Raw genomic sequence first — 19,881 nt, forward strand, 5'->3', positions numbered from 1 at the left:
GTGAACTTGCCCGGTCTGCGCTTGTCTCAGCTGCGCCCGCGACTGGCCCCGAATGATGTGAGGAGACGGCCCGGATGGGCGAAAACGAACTGGATCAAGCACTTGTCGAGCGTGTGCAGCAAGGAGATCGCCGCGCGTTCGACCTGCTTGTGCGGAAGTACCGGCACAAGGTGATCGCGTTGATCTCGCGCTATGTGCACGACTGGACCGAATGCGAGGACATCGCCCAGGAAGCCTTTGTGCGCGCCTGGCGCGCCCTCGGGTCGTTCCGCGGCGAAAGCGCTTTCTACACCTGGCTTTACAAGATCGCCGTGAATACGGCGAAAAACCACCTGGTGGCGATGGGCCGACGCCCACCCACCGGGGATATCGATGTGGACGACGCGGTTTACGTGCCCGGCGCCACGCGCATGCACGACAGCGCCACCCCGGAACGCGAGTTGATGCGGGAACAGGTGGAACAAACCGTATTTTCCACTGTCCAAGCCCTACCTGAAGAGCTTCGGGTCGCGATTACCCTACGCGAGGTGGACGGCAAGAGTTACGACGAAATCGCCGCCATCATGAACTGTCCTATCGGCACGGTTCGATCGCGTATCTTCAGGGCTCGTGAAGCCATCGACGAAAAACTGCGGCCGCTTCTTTCCGACCGCGAGGATCACAATCCATGAGTGAAGCCAATCGTGAAATTCTCTCCGCCGGCATGGACGGAGAGCTGTCGCGGGAGGAAATCCGCTTCCTGTTGCGTCGTCTGGAGGCCGATCAGGGTCTCGCCGACGTCTGGTCGCGATATCACGCAGGTCGTGAAGGGCTGCGCGGTGAAGCGATGCCGCCGGTTTCGCATGACTTCGTCGATCGGGTCATGGCGGCCATCGAGGCTGAAGGCAATGCGTCGGTGGTTGCCGGCGTCGCACCGCGTCGTCGTTGGCTGCACTGGTCGGCGGGTGGTGCCATCGCTGCCAGCGTGGCCGTCGCCGCGCTGATGCTCTCGCAGCCGGCAGGTAATCGCTCCGGCGCACCCGAGATCGCTCACGAGGTGCCGGTCGCCGGCGATATCCAGGTGGCCGAGGCCACGCCGGAACCTGCGGCCGCCCCGGTGGCGCCGCAGTGGCTCGCCGGTAGCAACATGGCGTCCCAGTTCACCCAGAAGGCGGCATTCGACAGTTCGAGCGAGGGTGGTGTGACCTATCTTCCCCGTTCCACGCCGTACCAGATTCATCGTGCCCGGGCCGCGGATGCCCCGGAAGGCAATGGCTACATGCTGCTGACCCGTCCCGACGGCAGCCGTTATGTGCAGCCGGTCACGGCGCCGCAGGCTCGCTGAGCCGCGGCGTCACCCTGGCGCGCCGACCGTCCCCGGCGCGCCCGATCCCTGATTCGTAACCATCCGTGCGGTCGTCCCGACGCACGGGCAACCGTGGCTTTGACAAGGAGGAAAGAGGATGGGTTGGTTGAATTCACGCGCTCTGCTGGGCGGCGCACTGGTCCTGGCGACGGCGGGCGCGCAAGCGCAGAGCCTGCCCGATTTCACCACCGTCGTGGAGAAGAACGCCCCGGCGGTCGTCCATGTCGAGGCCAGGACGACAGGCGCCCACAAAAAGGCGAAAGGCGGCCGTGCCGGGCAGGACGATCAGGAGGAGCTGTTGCGCCGCTTCTTCGGCATGCCGGGGGCACCCGTGCAGCCACCCGAGCAGACCTCGCTGGGCTCCGGCTTCATCATCTCCGCCGATGGCTACATCCTCACCAACGATCATGTCGTCGACGACGCCGATGAGGTCAAGATTCGCCTGCAGGACCGTCGAACGTTCACGGCCCGGGTGGTTGGCAAGGATCCGCAGTACGACATCGCCCTGCTCAAGGTCGATGCCAGTGCCTTGCCCGCCGTCACCATCGGCGACTCGCGCAGTGTGAAGCGCGGCCAGTGGGCCCTGGCGATCGGCTCTCCCTTCGGCCTCGACGCCACCGTGACCCACGGCATCATCAGTGCAGTCGGGCGAAACCTGGGCAGTAGCGACCAGCCCTACACCTCGTTCATCCAGACCGATGTCCCGATCAACCGGGGCAATTCCGGTGGTCCGTTGTTCAACCTGCAGGGTCAGGTGATCGGCGTGAACTCGCAGATCTACTCCACCTCCGGTGGCTACCAGGGCTTGTCGTTCTCGATCCCCATCGACGTGGCGATGAACGTCGTCCAGCAGATCAAGGAGAAGGGGTATGTCTCGCGTGGCATGCTGGGCGTGACCGTGCAGCCCGTGGACCCCTTCGTGAAGAACCTCGCGCTGCCCGATTCCAACGGCGCGCTCGTCGCCCAGGTCACCCCGGGCAGTGGCGCCGACAAGGCCGGTTTGAAGCAGGGCGACGTGATCCTGTCTTTCAACGGCACGCCAGTCACCCAGGCCCCGGACCTTCCGCCACTGGTGGCCATCACCCGGCCCGGTTCAACGGCCAGGGTGGAATTCCTCCGCGACCACAAGAAGCAGTCGGTCGAGGTCAAGGTCGGTGAATTGCCACGCGACAAGGCGGCGCTGGCCTCGGCTGCACAAGGCGAGGATGGGGCAGGTGGCGGATCGGCCGCTGCCCTGGGCCTTGCCGTGCAGGATATCGACGCGTCGACACGGTCGGAACTCGGCCTCAAGGCCGGCGAAGGCGTGGTGGTCAGCAAGGTGTCGGGTCCGGCCGCAGCGAATACCGGACTGCGGCCTGGGGACGTCATCCTCATGGTCAACCAGAAACGGGTCGGCAGCGCCGCGGCGTTCCGGGACGCCGCCAGGAGCATCGCGTCCGGCGATACCGCGATGCTTTTGGTCCGTCGAGAGGACTCCACGCGATTCGTCGGTGTTACGGTCCCCAGCGATCGCTGACGAACACAGCGCCACCTGCCGGTCGGCGGTGGGTGGCCTTCCATGCGATAATGCTTGATTCGCGCTGGTCCCGAGGGCTGGCGCGCGTCGTTCGCGCCGCGAGCGATGGTGAACGTGACCACGGCGCTCCATGGAACTTATCCGCAACTTCTCCATCATTGCCCATATCGACCACGGCAAGTCGACCCTGGCCGACCGTATCATTCAGTTGTGCGGGGGTCTGACCGAGCGCGAAATGGAAGCGCAGGTCCTCGACAACAATCCGATCGAGCGTGAGCGCGGCATCACCATCAAGGCGCAGTCGGTCTCGCTGCCGTACACGGCGCGCGACGGCAAGACCTACCAGCTCAATTTCATCGATACCCCGGGGCATGTCGACTTCTCCTATGAGGTGAGTCGCTCACTGTCCGCCTGCGAAGGCGCACTGCTGGTGGTCGATGCTGCGCAGGGTGTCGAAGCGCAGTCGGTCGCCAACTGCTATACGGCGATCGAACAGGGCCTGGAGGTCATTCCGGTCATCAACAAAATCGACCTGCCCACGGCGGATGTCGAGAAAGCCAAGGCCGAGATCGAGGCCGTGATCGGCCTGGACGCCACGGACGCGATCCCGGTCAGCGCCAAGACCGGCCAGAACGTCATCGAGGTGCTCGAGGCGATCATTCATCGCATTCCGGCGCCGAAGGCGGGCAACACCGACAAGCTCCAGGCGTTGATCATCGACTCCTGGTTCGACAACTACCTGGGCGTCGTGTCGCTGGTGCGCGTGATGCAGGGCGAGATCCGTCCGGGCGACAAGATCCTGGTCATGTCGACGGGCCGTACGCATCTGGTCGACGACGTCGGCGTGTTCACCCCCAAGCGCAAGAAGCTCGACCGCCTCGGCGCAGGCGAGGTGGGCTGGATCAATGCATCGATCAAGGACGTTCATGGCGCGCCCGTCGGCGACACGCTGACGCATTCGGGCAAGCCCGCATCGGAGCCGCTGGCTGGCTTCCAGGTGATGAAGCCGCGCGTGTTCGCTGGCCTGTTCCCCGTGTCGGCCGACGATTACCCGGCCCTGCGCGAGGCGCTGGACAAGCTGCGCCTCAACGACGCCGCGATGTTCTTCGAGCCGGAAAGCTCCGAGGCGATGGGTTTCGGCTTCCGCTGCGGCTTCCTCGGCATGCTCCACATGGAGATCGTGCAGGAGCGTCTGGAGCGCGAGTACGATCTCAACCTCATTACCACGGCACCGACCGTGGTCTACGAGGTGGCCAAGACGGACGGCACGGTCCTGCAGATGGACAACCCGGCCAAGCTTCCGCCACCGCAGCAGATCGTGGAAATCCGCGAACCGATCATCGTTGCCACCATCCTCACCCCGGGTGACTACGTCGGCAACGTCATCAAGCTGTGCGAAGAGAAGCGCGGCGTGCAGCGCTCCATCCAGTACCTGGCGACCCAGGTGCAGGTGACCTACGAGTTGCCGTTGGCTGAGGTGGTGCTCGACTTCTTCGATCGCCTGAAGTCGGTGTCCCGTGGCTATGCCTCGATGGATTACCACCTCGAGCGGTTCGATCCGGGCCCGTTCGTCCGTGTCGATATCCTGATCAACGGCGATCGCGTGGACGCGCTCAGCCTGATCGTGCATCGTTCGCACGCCGACCGTCGCGGCCGGGAACTTGTCGAGCGGATGAAGGATCTGATCCCTCGCCAGCAGTTCGACGTGGCCATCCAGGCCGCGGTCGGCGCGGCGGTGATCGCGCGATCGACGGTCAAGGCACTGCGCAAGAACGTCCTCGCCAAGTGCTATGGCGGCGACGTCTCGCGAAAGAAGAAGCTTCTCGAAAAGCAGAAGGAAGGCAAGAAGCGCATGAAGCAGGTGGGCAGCGTGGAAATTCCCCAGGAAGCCTTCCTTGCCGTGCTGAGGCAGGACAAGTAAGCGAAACATGGAAAGCCGGCGCCGGATGCGCCGGACCGGGCCGCAAGGCCCCTCGACACGACTGATGGAGATGGTATGGCGGCATTTGATTTTTCGGCGATTCTCCTGGCTCTGACCGTCCTGCTCGGCGTGGTCTGGCTGTTCGATCGCCTTTTCCTGGTCAAGGCGCGTCGCGCCCGCGCCGAAGCCTTGGGAGCCGAGCAGCCCGAGCCGTGGCCGGTCGACTGGGCCCGCTCACTGTTTCCGGTGATCCTGGTCGTGCTCCTGCTGCGCTCGTTCGTGGCCGAGCCGTTCCGTATCCCGTCGGGCTCGATGATGCCGACGCTGGATGTGGGCGACTTCATTCTGGTCAACAAATTCGCTTACGGCCTGCGCATGCCGGCTTTCAACAACAAGCTGGTCGAGAACGGCGAGCCCCGTCGTGGCGACGTGGTCGTGTTCCGCTTCCCGGGTTATGTCTGCCAGGACGAAAGCGGCAAGACGATCCGCAGTGGCGACATCACTTGCCAGGATCCGCACGCCCCGGTGCCCAGCGAGAACTGGATCAAGCGGGTGATCGGCCTGCCGGGCGACCGCATCGAAACCCGCGGCAGCGAGCTGTACATCAACGGCGAGCGCGTGGGAGCCGACGAGATCGGTCCGTTCAAGGGCAGCATGACCCGGGTCGAAGATCGCCTGCTGATGACTTATGGCTCCAAGCTCTACACCGAGCACCTGGGCAGCATCAACCACACGATCGCCCTGACTCCGGCCTACAACATGCCGCAGGACATCCCCAATGCGTCGGTGCCGTCGGAAGTGCCCAAGGGCTGCTACATCGTCATGGGCGACAACCGGATGAACAGCACCGACAGCCGCTGGTGGGGCTGCATGCCCGAGTCCAACCTGGTCGGCAAGGCGTTCTTCGTCTGGCTCGCCTGGCGCGGTCCCGGGAATGGCTGGCTCGACTTTTCCAGGATGGGCAAGGTCATCCACTGACGGAACGGTGGTGTCCGTCACGCTGCAAGGCGTTGCGGTACGCCCCGGACAAGGTAATCTCCGCTGCGGGGCGCCTTGCGCGCCCCGTCGGCATTTAAAGTCTTGAACAGGGGAGCCGCTTAGCGCGGCGGGGACAGGAACATGAAATCCAGGCAGTCGGGTATTACCCTTATCGGGTTCGTCATCATGCTGGCCATCGTTGGCTTCTTCGCCTTCATGGCGATGAAGCTGGTGCCGTCCTATATCGAATACATGGGCGTGGTCAAAGCGCTCAACCAGATGTCGACTGAAGGCGGCAACGAAGACATCGAACAGGCGCGACGCCATCTCGCGTTCAAGATGAGCTTCCAGTACGTCGACGATTCGACGATCAAGCCCAAGGACGTCACCATCCAGCGCCTGGGCAACCAGGCCAACCTGCGCGTCGCTTACGACAAAGTCGTTCCGTTCATCTACAACATCGCCTTCCTGCTCCATTTCGAGAAGTCGGTGCCGCTCAAAAGTGCCGTCGGGCAATGAGGTTTCGTGGAATTTCCTTACCGCTTTCGTGATCCCGGTCTCGCGACCCTGGCCTTGACTCATCGGAGTGCCGGGAAGCCCAATAACGAGCGGATGGAATTCCTGGGCGATGCCTTGCTGGGCGCCCTCGTTGCCGAACTGTTGTTCGAGGCGCACCCCCATGCCAGCGAAGGCGAGCTTTCCCGCCTTCGCGCACAGCTGGTCAATGGCCAGGCCCTTGCCGTCATCGGGCGCGAGCTCGAGCTCGGTGACGACCTGAAACTCGGGCCCGGCGAGTTGAAGAGCGGCGGTTTTCGTCGCGACTCCATCCTTGCCGATGCCTTCGAGGCCCTGGTCGCCGCCGTCTACTTCGACGACGGCTACGACGCCTGTCGTCAGGTGGTGCGCCGCCTGTTCACGCCGCGCGTGGCGGAAATCAAGCGATCCAGCAAGGATGCCAAGACGCGGCTGCAGGAATGGCTGCAGGGAAGGGGGCTTCCCCTCCCCATTTATGAATTAACCGACAGTTACGGCGAAGATCACGCCAAGATCTTCGACGTCAGCTGTACGATCGACGAACCGGAACCGATTCGCGTCGAAGGACGCGGGGGCAGCCGGCGCGCCGCCGAACAGGACGCTGCCGAAACGGTGCTGCGCCGCTTGCTGGAAAAGAAATCATGAACGACATCGATATCCCCGAAGCACACGACACGCTCGTCGACGACGACTTCCGCTGTGGCTATGTTGCCCTGCTGGGTCGCCCGAACGTAGGCAAGTCCACCCTGCTCAACGCCATGATCGGCGTGCGCCTGAGCATTGTCAGCCATCGTCCGCAGACGACGCGTCACCGCATCCTCGGCATTTCCACCAAGCCCGAGGGGCAGATCCTCTACGTGGACACGCCCGGCCTGCACCGGGGTGGCAAGCGCGCGATGAACCGCAGCCTCAACCGGGCGGCTCGCGCGGCCATCTCCGAGGTGAACCTGGCGGTTCAGGTGATCGAGGCAGGCCGCTGGACCGACGAAGACGCCGCCATGTACGCCGCGCTCGCCGAGCAGCCGGACGTGCCGAAACTTCTGGCTATCAACAAGGTGGACCTGCAGAAGGACAAGACGGCCATGCTGCCGTTCGTCGCCGATCTCATGCAGAAGCATCAGTTCGACGATGTCTACTACGTCAGCGCGCTGAAGTCGAAGGGCCTCGAAGGCCTGGAAAAAGGCATTCTCAAGCGTCTGCCGGAACAGCCGGCAGTCTACGCCGAGGATGAAATCACCGATCGCAGCGAGCGCTTCCTCGCCTCGGAAATGGTTCGCGAGCAGCTCATGCTGCGCCTCAACCAGGAACTGCCGTACGCCACCACCGTCGAGATCGAGGCCTTCCAGGATCGTCCCGACGGTATCGCCGAAGTGCACGCGGTGATCTGGGTCGAGCGTGACGGCCAGAAGGCGATCGTGATCGGCGAAGGTGGTGCCCAGCTGAAAGCGATCGGCACGTCGGCGCGCAAGGCGATGGAGACCATGTTCGAGCGTAAGGTGTTCCTCAAGCTTTGGGTCAAGGTACGCGAAGGCTGGGCCGACGACGAGAACCTGCTCAAGCGTTTCGGCTACGAATAAGCCGCCAGGCGCGAGCCCAGATGCGCGTCGAACAACAGCCCGCCTTCATCCTGCATGCCCGGCCGTACCGGGAAACCTCGATGCTCGCCGAATGCCTCACCCGCGATCATGGCCGTATCGGCGTGGTCGCGCGTGGTGTCCGGCGGGAGGGCGCGCGTACGCAGCGGGCCCAGCTCGAGCCCTTTCAGCGCGTCGAGCTCGATCTTCTGATGAAGGGGGAGCTCGCGACGCTGCGTAGCGCCGAGCCCTCGGGGCCTGTGCTTCGCCTGACCGGCGATGCCGGTCTCGCCGGGCTCTACCTCAATGAGCTTGTCGTCCGCCTGACCGGTCGGCAGGACGGCAACCCCGAGCTGTTCGCGTTCTACGACAGCACGCTGAGGCGCATGGCCGCGGGTGAGCCGCTGGCCTGGACGTTGCGCCGATTCGAGCGCGACATGCTCGATGCCCTCGGTTACGGGCTTCAGCTCGACATCGACGCCATCGACGGCTCGCCCGTGGATCCGGCGCTCGTCTATTTCTACGATCCCGAATCGGGCGTGCTTCCGGGGCGCGTTGGCGACCAGCGAGCCATCCGTGGCGCCGACCTGCTTGCGCTGGCGGCGGATACGGCGCCGGATACCGCTGGGCTCTCTTCGCTGCGCCGCATGATGCGGCTCGTGATCACCTTCCACCTTGGCGGCGGCGAGCTCAAGGCCTGGCGCGTCCTACGCTAAAGCGGTAAGCGCGAGTTCGAGTTCCGAGCGGAAGCGGAGCAGGGCGGGCGGGGAGGCCCATCGTGTTTCGATGACATGATGTTGCAGGGCTTTTGCCTGGGCGGCCAGCCGCGTCGCACCGCAGAATCCGCAGGCCGAGCGCAGCCGATGCAGGCGGTCGACCAGGGTCGCGGGGGCGTTCGCCAGGGATGCCAGCTCGGGCGCGAGCTGAAGCAACTCCTCACGAAACAGGCTGCGCAAGGCGTGCATGGTGGTCAGATCGCCGGTCGCGAGCATGGCTTCGTGGTCGTCGAGGACGTGCTCGTCACGATCGACGCCAAGGGTCGCCGTCAGGGCATTGGCAAGCGAGGCGATTCCGCAGGGCTTCTCGATGACGCACGCGAAGCCTGCTTCGATGAGGCTTTGGCGCAGGGTGGTGGGCACCTCGGCGCTGGTTGCCATCGCCACGGCGTGGCGCGAAGCGGCGTCAGGATCCGCGTGGAGCGCGACGAGGACATCGACGGCGCCGCCTGACGGCATGCGGCAATCGAGCAGGATGGCGTCGAATCGCGTCGTGCGAGCGAGGCTTAGCGCCTGCGCTCCGTCCTCGACCAGCGTGACGACATAGCCCATGGCGGCCAACGCGCCGCGGAGAAATGCCCGCGTCGAAGGGTCGTCATCGGCGACGAGTATCTGAAAAAAATGGCGGTCCGGCATGCAACGTTCCGTGTTGTTCATCTGAGTTTGGCAGAATGGCCGAGCATGCTCGCCGTATCAACCCGCACCTTCGTCCTCGTTCTTGTCGCCTGCGCCTTGTTCGCTGGGGCCGGACGCGTTCGCGCGGGCGTTTCCCTTGGCGCCGATAGCGTGCTGCTGCCCGGGGTGGGCATGAGCGGGATGCAGGCCGACATAAATTCGGCACCGGACGGACAAGGATTGCAGCTGACGCTGTCAGCCAATCAGGCCGACATACCCGCGATGGGGTGGCGAAAGCTGGGTGTCACCCTCGACGGCGCGCTGAATCGCGACGAGGTCGGGCGTTGGGTTTTCGAGGGCGCGCTTCGTCTGAAGGGCGCCCCCGGCGGCGCGCTCACCAATGCGCGACTGCATATGGTGGCCGACGACTCGGCCAATACACTCGAACTCTCGATCACCCAGGACAAGGCGAGCGCCAGGATCGCCCTGCCGATCGATCAGACCACCCATGCCCAGATCACCTTGAAGGATCTGCCCGCCGGATGGCTCAACGGTCTTCTGTCCACCGTGTGGTCGGGGCATACGACCACCGGCCGCGTGGATGCGGATCTTGCGCTCGACCTGCTCGACGACGGCATGCAGGCCGCCGGCCAGTTCGCCTTCGACGGGATGGGCTTCGACAGTCCAGGCGGCAAGCTAGCCGGGCAAAAGCTGTCGGCGAGCGGAAGGCTGGGCCTCGGCAGTCGCGCCGGCAGTGCGTCGATCGACCTCGATGCCAGCCTGCGCGGCGGCGAGCTTCTGCTCGGCCCGCTCTATGCAAGCCTGCCCTCGCACGCCGTGCAGCTTTCGCTGGCAACGCGTTCGCAGAAGGGTAGCCTGGCGATACCGCGTCTGCGTCTCACCGATCCGGATGCCCTGCAACTCGAGGGCGAGCTGGCCTTCAACGCGAACGGCGACCTGACGCAACTGCAACTGGACCGCTTCAACGCCCGTCTTCCCGCCGCTTACGATCGCTACGGCAAGGGCTGGCTTCGTACTCTTGGCATCGACGGGCTGCTGGGGGCGGGCGAGGTCAGTGGTCAGGTGGGGATGAATGCCGGCGGCCTGACCGCGTTCGCCCTGCAGACCAGCGGCCTGGACCTAGCGGTTGCCCAGGGTCGTCTCGGTGTCACGGGCCTGCATGGGGCGTTGGACTGGAGTGCGACGGAGGATCGCCCGGTTACCAAGCTCGGCTGGCGTGCGCTTCAGGTGTACCAGATCCCGAATGGTGCCGCCGAAGCGAACTGGCGGAGCCGTGGTGGCACGTTGGCGCTGGAGAAGCCATTGGTCGTCCCGGTACTCGACGGACAGCTCCGCGTGCAGAGCCTGTCCTTCAAGCCGGCGGCCGCGAGCGGCGAGCGCTTGCAGACCTCGCTGGCATTGACCCAGATCGACATGGGGGCGCTTTGCCGCGCACTGGGCTGGCCCGAGTTCAAAGGAACGATCGGAGGGGCCATCCCGTCGATGCGCTATGTCGACGATCGCGTGGAGATGGGCGGTGGCCTGTCGCTCAACGTCTTCGACGGCTTTGTTGACATCACCCGCATGACTGTCTCGCAACCCTTTGGCAATGCTCCGGTTCTGACCGGCAATATCGCCCTCCGCCAGCTCGATCTGGCGCTGCTGACTTCGGTGTTTGATTTCGGCAGCATCACGGGACGGCTCGATGGCGCGCTGGACGATCTCCGCCTCGTTGCCTGGAAACCCGCGGCCTTCAAGTCCACCTTCACCGCGAACGACGGTGGCCGGATCAGCCAGAAGGCCGTCAATAACCTCACCGCGGTGGGTGGCGGGGGTATCGCTGGCGGCCTCCAGGGCACGGTGCTGAAGATCTTCAAGACATTTGGCTACAAGCGCATCGGGTTGACCTGCGTGCTCAAGGGCGATGTCTGCTCGATGGGCGGGCTGGGCAATGCGAAGGATGGCTACACTATCGTCGAAGGTAGCGGTTTGCCGCGCCTCACGGTGGTGGGTCACCAGCGTGAGGTCGACTGGCCGACCCTGGTCAGGCGCCTGCAGGCGGCCACGGAAGGTGGCGGACCGGTGATACGATGATGATTCGAAAGGGAGTTAGCAATGATGCGTAAGGCACTGATTGGAATCATGACATCTGCGGCGATCGCCCTGGTCGGGTGCGTCACCATCAACGTGTACTTCCCCGAGGCGGCGGCGCAGAAAGCTGCCGACCAGTTCATCGGCAACGTGCTCGACGACAGCGGTGTCGCACCGGCTGCCCAGGGTTCGGGCGCGGCCACACCGGCCAAGCCGGTACCTGGAAAGCAGCCGTCCGCCTCCCTGCTCGATCTGGTGATTCCCGCGGCCCAGGCCGCCGATGCGCCCAACATCCAGATCAGCACGCCGCAGACGGATGCCATCCGTGTGCGCATGACGGCGCGCTTCGGTGGTCAGCTCAAGGCTTTGTTCAATAGCGGCGCCGTGGGATTTACCGCCAACGGGCAGGTCGTCGTGCGCGATGCCGGCTCGTTGCCGCTGGACCAGCGCTCGCAGGCCAACGCCATCGTCGACGAGGAAAACAGCGACCGCGACGCGCTTTACCGGGAGATCGCCCGGGCCAACGGTCACCCCGAATGGGAGGCGCAGATCCGCAAGACCTTCGCCGAGGGCTGGGTCCAGCGCTCGCCGCCGGGCTGGTATTATCAGGACGCCTCCGGCGCCTGGAAGCGCAAATAGGCAATCGCCAGGAACGCTCGCCGCCATCCGTGCGGCGCGTCCTCCCAGCCAGCCCGGACCCTCGTCGTCCGGGCTTTACGTTTTTGAGCGCATGACCGAACTCGAAGCCACCATCACCGACCTCACCCACGATGTCCGGGGAGTCGCCCGCATCGACAACAAGGCCACCTTCGTATCTGGCGCGTTGCCGGGCGAACGTGTCGCGTTCCGGTACGTCAAGCGCCATCGCAATTACGACGATGCCGAACTCGTCAGCGTGATCGAAGCCTCGCCGCATCGTGTCGAGCCGAAGTGCCGGCACTTCGGCCTGTGCAGTGGCTGCTCGCTTCAGCATATGGATCCCGAGGCGCAGATCGCCGCCAAGCAGCGCGTCCTGGCCGAGAATTTCGAACGCATCGGCAAGGTCATGCCCGCGAGGTGGCTGCCGCCGCTGTCCGACCAGCCCTGGGCGTATCGTCGCAAGGGCCGGTTCTCCGTGCGTTACGTGGCGAAGATGGATCGCGTGCTGGTCGGTTTCCGCGAGGAATCCAATCCGCGCCTGGTCGCCGATATCGAGCACTGCGAGGTGATCCATCCGGCGCTCGGGCCCAAGGTCGGCCTGCTGGCCAACCTGGTCAGCGGCATGGAGGCGGCGCGCGACATCCCGCAGATCGAGTTCGCCGCGGGTGACGACACCGTGGCCTTGGTCTTTCGCCATGTTGCGCCCTTGTCCGAGCGTGATCGCGCCACCCTCGTGGCCTTCGGTCGCGAGCACGGCTTCGCCATCTATTTGCAGCCCGGCAACGCGAGCAGCGTCCATCCGCTCTGGCCGGAGGCTCCGCGCCTGGCTTTTACCGTCCCTGCCGACAACGTCGAGCTGGAATTCCTGCCGCTGGATTTCGTCCAGGTCAATGCGGGCATGAACACGCGCATGCTCGCGCGAAGCATGGAGCTGCTCGATCTGCAACCGGCGGACCGGGTGCTCGACCTGTTCTGTGGACTGGGTAACTTCACCCTGCCGATGGCGCGTCATGCGGCCGAGGTGGTCGGCGTGGAAGGCGAGCACGGCCTGGTCGAGCGTGCAGCGGCCAATGCGGCACGTAACGGACTGGCCAATGCCTCGTTCCGTGTCGCCAACCTGTTCGAGGACCAGCGTTCGGCGCCGTGGGCCAGCGAACGCTGGGACAAGATCCTGCTCGACCCGCCGCGCGCCGGTGCGGACAAGGTGCTGGAGTACCTGCCGCGTAAAGGCACCCATCGCATCGTCTACGTATCGTGTCATCCCGGGTCGCTGGCGCGCGACGCCGGTATCCTCGTCCAGAAGCACGGTTTCAAACTGGTGTCGGCAGGGGTGATGGACATGTTTCCGCACACCGCGCACGTGGAATCCATCGCGCTGTTCGAGCGCGGCTGAGTCAACGGGAAACCCATGGGTATCGAGATCGAACGCAAGTTTCTGCTCGCCAACGATGAATGGCGCGCGATCGTGGTGCGTAGCGAGCGCATCGCACAGGGTTACCTGTCCGGTTCGGCGGCGATCCAGGCGGGCGTGGTGAAGTGCTCGGTGCGCGTGCGCATCTCCGGCGAACTGGCGTGGTTGAACATCAAGTCGGCCACCCTGGGGATATCGCGCCAGGAGTTCGAGTATCCGATTCCCGTGACCGACGCCGAGCGCCTGCTGGCCGATCTCTCCGACGGGGCGCTGGAGAAGATTCGTCACCATGTCATGCTCGACGGTACACACTTCGAGATCGACGAATTCCTCGGCGAGAACGCGGGGCTCGTCGTTGCCGAGGTGGAGCTGTCCCATGCCGACGCGTCGTACCCGACACCGGCGTGGCTCGGCCTCGAGGTGAGCGATCATGTGCGCTACTACAACGTCAACCTGATCGACCGGCCGTATGCGCTCTGGTCGACGGCCGAGCGGGAAGGGAAGGAGGTCTCAGCATGCTGATCATCGGTCTGTCCGGCACCGAACTGGCCGCCCACGAGCGCGGACGACTCACCGCGCATGGGGTCTCGGGCGTCATCCTGTTCTCGCGCAACTTCGCCTCCCGTGAGCAGATCACCGCCATGATCGAGGCCGTTCGCGAGGTCGCGGGCGAGGATTTCCTTATCTGTGTCGACCAGGAAGGCGGCCGGGTGCAGCGTTTCCGCGACGGCTTTACCCGCCTGCCGCCGCTGGCCTCCATCGGCAAGCTCTACGACACGGTGCCGTATGAGGCGATCAACCGCGCCGAAGAGCACGCCTGGATCATGGCCAGCGAAATGCGCGCGATCGGCGTCGATTTCAGCTTTGCACCGGTGGCTGACCTCGATCGCGGCAGCGCCGCCATCGGCGACCGTGCCTTCCACGCCGATCCGGTGATCGCCGCGGAGCTGACCCAGGCTTACGTTCGTGGCATGCACCTGGGCGGCATGGCTGCCGTGCTCAAGCACTACCCGGGCCACGGTTCGGTCAAGGAGGACACCCACGAATCCATCGCCGTGGATACGCGTAGCAAGAACGACATCCTGGGCACGGACCTGCTGCCCTTCGTCGCCGGTATCGACGCGCATGCCGAAGCGGTGATGGCGGCCCACGTGAAATACACGGCCATCGACGATCAGCCCGCGGGTTACTCGCACGTATGGATCGAAGAGATCCTTCGTGGCGAGCTCGGTTTCCGTGGCTGCGTCTTCGGCGACGACATCAGCATGGCGGCAGCCGGCAGCGTCGGCGGCATCGCCGCGCGCGTCGGCGCCAACCTCGATGCGGGCTGCGATCTCGTGCTCGCCTGTTTTCCCGACGTCGTTCCCGAGGCGATCGCGGCGGTCAAGGACCGTCGTCCGTCGCTCGCCGAGCGGATCATCCCGTTGCGCGGGACGATCGGCTCGACCTGGGAAGGACTCGTCGACAATCCCCAGCGCGATCGTTTCATCGCGCGCGTGACCGCTTTGGAGCCGTAACCTACCCATGACTGCCACCGCTTCGCTCGACTATGCGCTCGCGCACTCCGAGGTCCTGTTCACCCGCGAACAGCTCGATACCGAAATCGCCCGCATGGGTCGCGAGATCGACGCCGCCCTCGACGGCGAGCGTCCCGTGTTCCTCACCGTGATGCACGGTGCGCTGATCTTCGCCGGCCAGCTCGCCTTCGCCATCCGCACCGACCTCGAGTTCGACTACGTGCACGCGACCCGCTATCGCGGCCAGACCAGCGGTAGCGACCTGCACTGGCTGCGTCGCCCGGAAGTTCCGCTGAAGGACCGGACGGTGGTCCTCGTCGACGACATCCTCGATGAAGGCCACACCCTGAAGGCCGTGCGCGATGCCTGCCAGGAGATGGGCGCGAAGCGCGTTCTTCTCGCCGTGCTCTGCACCAAGCAGCACGATCGCCGCGCCCACGGTATCGAAGCCGACTTCAACGGTGTCGACCTGCCGGACCGCTACGTGTTCGGCTATGGCATGGATTATCACGAGCAGGCCCGAAACCTGCCGGCCATCTACGCGCTGAAGGACTGAGGCCATGTCGATCGATCTGGCTGTCATCGGTGGCAGCGGCCTCTATCAGTTCGAAGGACTCGAAAATGCCGAGCGGCATGCGGTGGAAACGCCGTTCGGTCCGGCCTCGGGTGATGTCGTCACGGGCGACTTCCGCGGCAAGCGCCTGGCTTTCCTGGCGCGTCACGGCGAGAGCCACACGGTGCCGCCGCATCGGGTCAATTACCGGGCCAACCTCTGGGCGCTGCACTCGCTTGGCGCCCGTCGCATCGTCGCGGTCAATGCGGTCGGTGGCATTCGTGACGACATGGGGCCGCGCGCCCTCGTCGTGCCGGACCAGATCATCGACTACACGCATGGTCGGTACACCAGCTTCAATGACGTCGAAGGGGCGGAAGTTCGCCATATCGATTTCAGCGAGCCCTATACCGAGAGCCTGCGCCAGGCGATTCTCGCCGCGGCCCGGGCCGAAGGCTTGCCGATCATCGACGGCGGATGCCATGGGATCACCCAGGGACCACGCCTGGAGACGCGTGCCGAAATTGCGCGGATGAAGCGCGACGGCTGCGACCTGGTCGGGATGACCGGTATGCCCGAGGCGGTGCTGGCACGCGAACTGGACCTCGAGTTCGCCTGTCTTGCCCTGGTTGCCAATTACGCCGCGGGTGCGGGCGACGAGGCCGAAATAAGCATCGAGGAGATCTTTGCGCACCTCGCCGCTGCCACGGCCAACGTCCCGCCGATCCTCGGCCGTCTGCTTGCCGGAGCCTGATCTTCGGCGATCGACCGGGAAATTGTCGTAGTTGCGCTTTGCCTTCACATATGTCGATACTTCGCCTGCGCCGCGGGGGCAGGCACAGGGGATCCATGGGGAACGCCTCGCCAACGCAGGGGCGCTTCCAATTCCATGTCCAGAGGTTTCCGCATGCGTTTCGGTACGGTCAAGTGGTTCAACGACGCCAAGGGTTTCGGTTTCATCGCGCCTGAGGACGGTGGGGAGGACGTGTTCGTCCACTTTTCTGCGATCAACTCCAAGGGCTTTCGCAGCCTGCAGGAAGGCCAGCGCGTAAAATTCGAAGTTACGACGGGCCCGAAGGGCGCGCAGGCTTCGGGCGTCGAAATCGCGGCCTAACCGTCGCGACAGTGTTGCCTCGAAAAACCCCGCATGCGAATGCGGGGTTTTTTTCGCTCGCCAGCTCTTCTATGGCGACTTGGAAGGCGTCGCATGAACTGACCGGGTCATGGCATAGATAGCCACGCCGGCGGCAGCGACCCCGGAAGCTGCGCCTACGGCGAGGCCCCAGCGAGGACCTAGATGATCGGCCACCCAGCCGACGATCGGGGCGCCGATCGGTGTTCCGCCCAGAGCGACGCCGACGCGCAAAGCCATGACGCGTCCGCGCATGGCGGGCTCGGTGGAGAGCTGCATGAGGCTGTTGGTCGTGTTGGTCAGGGTCAGGGCGGCGACGCCGATGAGCACCAGCGCGGCGGCGAAGAGCCAGTAGGTGGGGGCGAGAGCGGCCAGTGCGCAGCCGAGTCCGAAGACACCGGACCCGACAAGCAGGGAGGCAAAGCGCGGCCGGCCACGGCCGGCGGCGAGGAGGGCGCCGGACAGGGTGCCGATGGCCATGATCGATGACAGCAGGCCGTAGCCGCGTGCGTCGGTATGGAACACGCCGACGGCCATGGTCGAGATGAAGATCGGGAAATTCAGGCCGAAGGTGCCGATCAGGAAGAGCATGACCAGGATCGCCTTGAGGTCGGGTCGGGACCACACATAGTGCAGGCCGCCCATGAGGCTGCCTTTGGTCCGATGGGCTCGCGCCCTGCCTTGATGACCGTTGAGGCGGAGCAGGAAAAGCGAACCCAGCACAGCGACGAAGCTGGCCCCGTTGAACAGGAACGCCCAGCCCATGCCGACCGATGCGATGACCAATCCAGCGACCGCCGGTCCGATCATTCGCGCCGCGTTGAACGAGGTCGAGTTGAGTGCGACAGCATTATGCAGGTCGGCGTCGCCCACCAGTTCCGCCACGAAGGTCTGGCGCACGGGAGCATCGAACGCTGCCGCGCAGCCGAACAGGAAGGCGAAGATATAGACGTGCCACAACTGGACGAGTCCGCTGACGGTCAGCAGGCCGAGCGTCAGCGCGAGGGCCGCCATGGTGGCCTGCGTCGCCATCAACAGCTTCCGCTGGTCGTAGTGGTCGGCAGCGAACCCGGTCCACGGCAACAACAGCAGCTGTGGCCCGAACTGCAGCGCCATGACCGTTCCCACCGCGGATGCGCTGTGATGGGTGAGACGGGTCAGCACCAGCCAGTCCTGCGCCGTGCGCTGCATCCACGTACCGATGTTCGAGACCACGGCGCCGGCGGCCCAGATGCGGTAGTTGGGGTGCCTCAGCGATCGGAACATGCCTGTCGCAGGCGGAGTCACGATCGGTCCGGCGTGTTTCCACCATGGAAGCGACCGAAGTGCCGGGCGGCAAACAGTGCGATCGCAAGCACGCCGAGGCCGAGCGCGATGACCTCGCCCATGTCCTTTCCGTCGAAAGCGGCGACGCGGCAAACGAGCAGGTAGCCCATCACGAGGTTGAAGAAGCCCCAGAGAACATTCACGGTCGATGAGGACAGTCCCTGACCCGGTGGCTTTGCGAACGGCGTCTGGAAGGGGCGGCCCATCACGCCGCTGACGAAGTGCGGTACGGCGTTGCCAAGCAAGGCACCGCCGAAGAAGCAGGAGAGCAAGGGGATGGCCATATCAGTTCCTGGGAGGGGCCGCGAGGGCCTCAAAAGTCGGTGAGTCGTTGCAACAGACGGACGGCAGCCGCGAGCTCGCGTTGTTCGGCGGGCGACAGTTGGGTCTGAAGGGCACGGACCAGCCAGTCTTCTTTGGCGGCCCGGCTTGCCTTGAGGGTCTTGCGAAAAGTGGGTGTGAGGTCGACGAGGGTTTGTCGTCCGTCGGTGGGGTCGGGCTTGCCGGTGATGGCTTTCATGGCTTCGAGCCCCGCCACCGTCATGCGCATCGATTGCGGGCGCACCCCCTCCGCACGCGCCAGCGCCGACACGGTGGCCGGCCCGTCACGGTCGAGGCGAAGCAGGACAGACTTCTGCGACGACGTGAAATCGCCGGGATGGGATTGCTCCCGCAGCCGCCGCACCAGTTTGCCGCCGGAGATGCGTAGTTCGGCCGCCAGCGACGCCAGCGAGGGGGTGTCGGACGGAGGGGATGAGCTTGCCATGGGCGGACCTTATCATGAATACAGAAAAACTGTACAGGTAAACTGTATATATAATCCAGGCCCGTCCGTGGCCGTGGAAGCTATCCGTGGGCGGCAGGCTGCTGGCTTACGTGCGGTCTGGCGCTTGGCGCTCATGAGGCCTGCATCTGGCCTGACGAAGGCTGGTGAAAGGCCGGGCATCAAGCCATGCGTCGCCGCGCGAACGTGGACCCATGCATAGCCGCGGCTCATCACTGGTGGAATCCCTCGTTGCCATGTCGGTCTTCGCGATCGGCAGCGCGGCGACGGGAGCGTGGTTGGTGCAGGCACTGGCTACCGATGCGCGGGTGTCCCGATGGCTGGCCGCGGAAGCGACGGCCAACGACCTGAAGGCGCGTATGCGGGTCAATGCGGATGGCGTGACCGCGGGCGGCTACACGCTCTCGTCGGAGGCAGCAGCGTGCGTACGCGGATGCGACCCGGTCGCCCTGGCCGGCGATGACATGCGGCGGTTCCACGACGCCTTGTCGAAACAGCTCGGACCGGGCGCGGATGGCGATGTTCACTGCGAAGCGGGTGCCGCGTGTGTCATCCGGATTCGCTGGCAGGGGCAGGAGCTGCTGGCGTGGCCTGTCAAACCGTGAGGGGCGATGGCTTCAGTCTGGTCGAGTTGATGGTGGGTCTCGCCGTGGCGTCGATCGTCGCAGCGGCCGCCACGGTGTCGCTCGTGGCGGCAGGGAGTGCTGCGAGGCGACATCTCGTCATGAGCCGCGACGAGGACAGGGCTCGGTTGGCTCTCGCCGCCATCGTGCGCGACCTGGAAGCGGCGGCGGCATGGCACATGTGCACCGAGGCGAGGGACTGTCCGCAAAAGACGATGGCGAGGGAATACAACACGCCCGTCTTGCTGGCCGGTTCGATAGGTTGGCTGGTGGCAGATGAACTCAGACGCTGTGACACGGCATGCCAGACATACGTGCAAGGCGTCATCCACCTCGAGGTCGTCGCCGACCTGCCCGACACCGACGGTCTCGTCGAGCGCCAACCCTTTCAGCAGAGGCATGGGGCCGGCGCACGTGCGATCGAGATCACGCTGACGATGCGCGATGGCAGGCACTACAGCCGCGTCGTATCGCGGCCGGAGAAAACATCGTGAGACGGCGACGCCGCTCACGCCGCGGCTCGGTCCTTTTCTTCGTCCTCGCGGT

23 protein-coding genes are annotated in these 19,881 nt (G+C 64.9%); 19 read left to right on the forward strand and 4 right to left on the reverse strand.

What is annotated here, in order from left to right; translation table 11 throughout:
* The first annotated feature begins 74 nt into the window (after positions 1-74).
* The 9 genes from rpoE (at position 75) to recO (ending at position 8,584) form a co-directional block, all read left to right on the forward strand.
* Positions 75-671 carry an RNA polymerase sigma factor RpoE gene (rpoE, locus tag BJI69_RS16225; RefSeq protein WP_046966788.1) on the forward strand — a complete coding sequence of 199 codons (597 nt, stop codon included), beginning with the start codon at positions 75-77 and terminating at the stop codon, positions 669-671.
* A complete protein-coding gene (locus BJI69_RS16230; RefSeq protein WP_046966789.1) occupies positions 668-1,324 on the forward strand; it encodes a sigma-E factor negative regulatory protein in 657 nt (218 codons plus the stop codon). The genes rpoE and BJI69_RS16230 overlap by 4 nt, the downstream gene beginning before the upstream one ends.
* A 127-nt stretch (positions 1,325-1,451) precedes the next feature.
* Positions 1,452-2,861, forward strand: coding sequence for a Do family serine endopeptidase (locus BJI69_RS16235; RefSeq protein ID WP_244465227.1), 1,410 nt, complete (start codon positions 1,452-1,454; stop codon positions 2,859-2,861).
* Positions 2,862-2,991: 130 nt separating this feature from the next.
* Entirely contained in the window at positions 2,992-4,782 is a 1,791-nt protein-coding gene (gene lepA, locus BJI69_RS16240) for a translation elongation factor 4 (protein WP_046966791.1), read from the forward strand.
* 75 nt (positions 4,783-4,857) lie between these two features.
* Complete coding sequence (gene lepB / locus BJI69_RS16245; protein ID WP_046966792.1) at positions 4,858-5,760, forward strand: signal peptidase I; 903 nt, start codon at positions 4,858-4,860, stop codon at positions 5,758-5,760.
* 141 nt (positions 5,761-5,901) lie between these two features.
* Complete coding sequence (locus BJI69_RS16250; protein ID WP_046966793.1) at positions 5,902-6,279, forward strand: DUF4845 domain-containing protein; 378 nt, start codon at positions 5,902-5,904, stop codon at positions 6,277-6,279.
* Between the two features lie 6 nt (positions 6,280-6,285).
* Positions 6,286-6,939: a ribonuclease III gene (gene rnc, locus BJI69_RS16255; RefSeq protein ID WP_046966794.1), complete on the forward strand. Its 654-nt coding sequence runs from the start codon at positions 6,286-6,288 to the stop codon at positions 6,937-6,939.
* Positions 6,936-7,871, forward strand: coding sequence for a GTPase Era (era, locus tag BJI69_RS16260; protein ID WP_046966795.1), 936 nt, complete (start codon positions 6,936-6,938; stop codon positions 7,869-7,871). The genes rnc and era overlap by 4 nt, the downstream gene beginning before the upstream one ends.
* Positions 7,872-7,891: 20 nt before the next feature.
* A complete protein-coding gene (gene recO, locus BJI69_RS16265; RefSeq protein WP_046966796.1) occupies positions 7,892-8,584 on the forward strand; it encodes a DNA repair protein RecO in 693 nt (230 codons plus the stop codon).
* Here recO and BJI69_RS16270 read toward each other — a convergent pair.
* Complete coding sequence (locus BJI69_RS16270; RefSeq protein ID WP_046966797.1) at positions 8,576-9,280, reverse strand: response regulator; 705 nt, start codon at positions 9,278-9,280, stop codon at positions 8,576-8,578. The two genes, recO and BJI69_RS16270, sit on opposite strands and share 9 nt — an antisense overlap.
* A 45-nt stretch (positions 9,281-9,325) precedes the next feature.
* On the opposite strand from BJI69_RS16270, the gene BJI69_RS16275 reads away from it, so the two are divergent.
* From BJI69_RS16275 to BJI69_RS16310, 8 genes are all read left to right on the forward strand, one after another.
* The gene (locus tag BJI69_RS16275) at positions 9,326-11,353 is read left to right on the forward strand and encodes a translocation/assembly module TamB domain-containing protein (RefSeq protein ID WP_052767082.1); all 2,028 of its coding nucleotides are present in this window, start codon (positions 9,326-9,328) and stop codon (positions 11,351-11,353) included.
* A gap of 48 nt (positions 11,354-11,401) precedes the next feature.
* The gene (locus BJI69_RS16280; RefSeq protein ID WP_342016337.1) at positions 11,402-11,989 is read left to right on the forward strand and encodes a YdbL family probable chaperone protein; all 588 of its coding nucleotides are present in this window, start codon (positions 11,402-11,404) and stop codon (positions 11,987-11,989) included.
* Between the two features lie 91 nt (positions 11,990-12,080).
* Positions 12,081-13,382, forward strand: a complete 1,302-nt coding sequence (rlmD, locus tag BJI69_RS16285; protein ID WP_046966798.1) for a 23S rRNA (uracil(1939)-C(5))-methyltransferase RlmD — start codon at positions 12,081-12,083, stop codon at positions 13,380-13,382.
* 15 nt (positions 13,383-13,397) lie between these two features.
* Positions 13,398-13,922: a CYTH domain-containing protein gene (locus BJI69_RS16290; RefSeq protein ID WP_046966799.1), complete on the forward strand. Its 525-nt coding sequence runs from the start codon at positions 13,398-13,400 to the stop codon at positions 13,920-13,922.
* Complete coding sequence (gene nagZ, locus BJI69_RS16295) at positions 13,916-14,917, forward strand: beta-N-acetylhexosaminidase (RefSeq protein WP_046966800.1); 1,002 nt, start codon at positions 13,916-13,918, stop codon at positions 14,915-14,917. The genes BJI69_RS16290 and nagZ overlap by 7 nt, the downstream gene beginning before the upstream one ends.
* Before the next feature lie 7 nt (positions 14,918-14,924).
* Positions 14,925-15,473 carry a hypoxanthine-guanine phosphoribosyltransferase gene (locus BJI69_RS16300; protein ID WP_046966801.1) on the forward strand — a complete coding sequence of 183 codons (549 nt, stop codon included), beginning with the start codon at positions 14,925-14,927 and terminating at the stop codon, positions 15,471-15,473.
* A 4-nt stretch (positions 15,474-15,477) separates the two neighbouring features.
* Positions 15,478-16,224 carry an S-methyl-5'-thioinosine phosphorylase gene (locus BJI69_RS16305; protein ID WP_046966802.1) on the forward strand — a complete coding sequence of 249 codons (747 nt, stop codon included), beginning with the start codon at positions 15,478-15,480 and terminating at the stop codon, positions 16,222-16,224.
* 153 nt (positions 16,225-16,377) lie between these two features.
* Complete coding sequence (locus tag BJI69_RS16310) at positions 16,378-16,584, forward strand: cold-shock protein (protein WP_036117760.1); 207 nt, start codon at positions 16,378-16,380, stop codon at positions 16,582-16,584.
* Positions 16,585-16,653: 69 nt separating this feature from the next.
* Here BJI69_RS16310 and BJI69_RS16315 read toward each other — a convergent pair whose 3' ends face one another.
* From BJI69_RS16315 to BJI69_RS16325, 3 genes are read right to left on the reverse strand one after another with little or no spacing between them, the layout of a single operon-like run.
* Entirely contained in the window at positions 16,654-17,868 is a 1,215-nt protein-coding gene (locus BJI69_RS16315; RefSeq protein WP_046966803.1) for an MFS transporter, read from the reverse strand.
* Between the two features lie 17 nt (positions 17,869-17,885).
* Entirely contained in the window at positions 17,886-18,212 is a 327-nt protein-coding gene (locus BJI69_RS16320) for a hypothetical protein (RefSeq protein ID WP_046966804.1), read from the reverse strand.
* A 29-nt stretch (positions 18,213-18,241) separates the two neighbouring features.
* Positions 18,242-18,694 (reverse strand): MarR family winged helix-turn-helix transcriptional regulator, encoded by a 453-nt coding sequence (locus BJI69_RS16325; protein ID WP_046966805.1) that lies wholly within the window; start codon positions 18,692-18,694, stop codon positions 18,242-18,244.
* Between the two features lie 236 nt (positions 18,695-18,930).
* Between BJI69_RS16325 and BJI69_RS16330 the strand changes: the two genes are divergently transcribed.
* Together BJI69_RS16330 and BJI69_RS16335 are read left to right on the forward strand one after the other, a co-directional pair.
* Complete coding sequence (locus BJI69_RS16330) at positions 18,931-19,317, forward strand: hypothetical protein (protein WP_162200968.1); 387 nt, start codon at positions 18,931-18,933, stop codon at positions 19,315-19,317.
* A complete protein-coding gene (locus tag BJI69_RS16335; protein ID WP_125903087.1) occupies positions 19,299-19,829 on the forward strand; it encodes a prepilin-type N-terminal cleavage/methylation domain-containing protein in 531 nt (176 codons plus the stop codon). Before BJI69_RS16330 ends, BJI69_RS16335 begins: the two co-directional genes overlap by 19 nt.
* The last annotated feature ends 52 nt before the right edge of the window (positions 19,830-19,881 follow it).

Origin of the sequence: Luteibacter rhizovicinus DSM 16549, assembly GCF_001887595.1 — a bacterium.
Taxonomy (GTDB): Bacteria; Pseudomonadota; Gammaproteobacteria; order Xanthomonadales; family Rhodanobacteraceae; genus Luteibacter; species Luteibacter rhizovicinus.

Bases quoted from the DNA above. Each gene is read 5' to 3' on its own strand.
- rpoE (WP_046966788.1), top strand. From the start codon at position 75: ATGGGCGAAAACGAACTGGATCAAGCACTTGTCGAGCGTGTGCAGCAA.
- BJI69_RS16230 (WP_046966789.1), top strand. From the start codon at position 668: ATGAGTGAAGCCAATCGTGAAATTCTCTCCGCCGGCATGGACGGAGAG.
- lepA (WP_046966791.1), top strand. From the start codon at position 2,992: ATGGAACTTATCCGCAACTTCTCCATCATTGCCCATATCGACCACGGC.
- lepB (WP_046966792.1), top strand. From the start codon at position 4,858: ATGGCGGCATTTGATTTTTCGGCGATTCTCCTGGCTCTGACCGTCCTG.
- BJI69_RS16250 (WP_046966793.1), top strand. From the start codon at position 5,902: ATGAAATCCAGGCAGTCGGGTATTACCCTTATCGGGTTCGTCATCATG.
- era (WP_046966795.1), top strand. From the start codon at position 6,936: ATGAACGACATCGATATCCCCGAAGCACACGACACGCTCGTCGACGAC.
- recO (WP_046966796.1), top strand. From the start codon at position 7,892: ATGCGCGTCGAACAACAGCCCGCCTTCATCCTGCATGCCCGGCCGTAC.
- BJI69_RS16270 (WP_046966797.1), bottom strand. From the start codon at position 9,280: ATGCCGGACCGCCATTTTTTTCAGATACTCGTCGCCGATGACGACCCT.
- BJI69_RS16275 (WP_052767082.1), top strand. From the start codon at position 9,326: ATGCTCGCCGTATCAACCCGCACCTTCGTCCTCGTTCTTGTCGCCTGC.
- BJI69_RS16280 (WP_342016337.1), top strand. From the start codon at position 11,402: ATGACATCTGCGGCGATCGCCCTGGTCGGGTGCGTCACCATCAACGTG.
- rlmD (WP_046966798.1), top strand. From the start codon at position 12,081: ATGACCGAACTCGAAGCCACCATCACCGACCTCACCCACGATGTCCGG.
- BJI69_RS16290 (WP_046966799.1), top strand. From the start codon at position 13,398: ATGGGTATCGAGATCGAACGCAAGTTTCTGCTCGCCAACGATGAATGG.
- nagZ (WP_046966800.1), top strand. From the start codon at position 13,916: ATGCTGATCATCGGTCTGTCCGGCACCGAACTGGCCGCCCACGAGCGC.
- BJI69_RS16300 (WP_046966801.1), top strand. From the start codon at position 14,925: ATGACTGCCACCGCTTCGCTCGACTATGCGCTCGCGCACTCCGAGGTC.
- BJI69_RS16305 (WP_046966802.1), top strand. From the start codon at position 15,478: ATGTCGATCGATCTGGCTGTCATCGGTGGCAGCGGCCTCTATCAGTTC.
- BJI69_RS16310 (WP_036117760.1), top strand. From the start codon at position 16,378: ATGCGTTTCGGTACGGTCAAGTGGTTCAACGACGCCAAGGGTTTCGGT.
- BJI69_RS16315 (WP_046966803.1), bottom strand. From the start codon at position 17,868: ATGTTCCGATCGCTGAGGCACCCCAACTACCGCATCTGGGCCGCCGGC.
- BJI69_RS16320 (WP_046966804.1), bottom strand. From the start codon at position 18,212: ATGGCCATCCCCTTGCTCTCCTGCTTCTTCGGCGGTGCCTTGCTTGGC.
- BJI69_RS16325 (WP_046966805.1), bottom strand. From the start codon at position 18,694: ATGGCAAGCTCATCCCCTCCGTCCGACACCCCCTCGCTGGCGTCGCTG.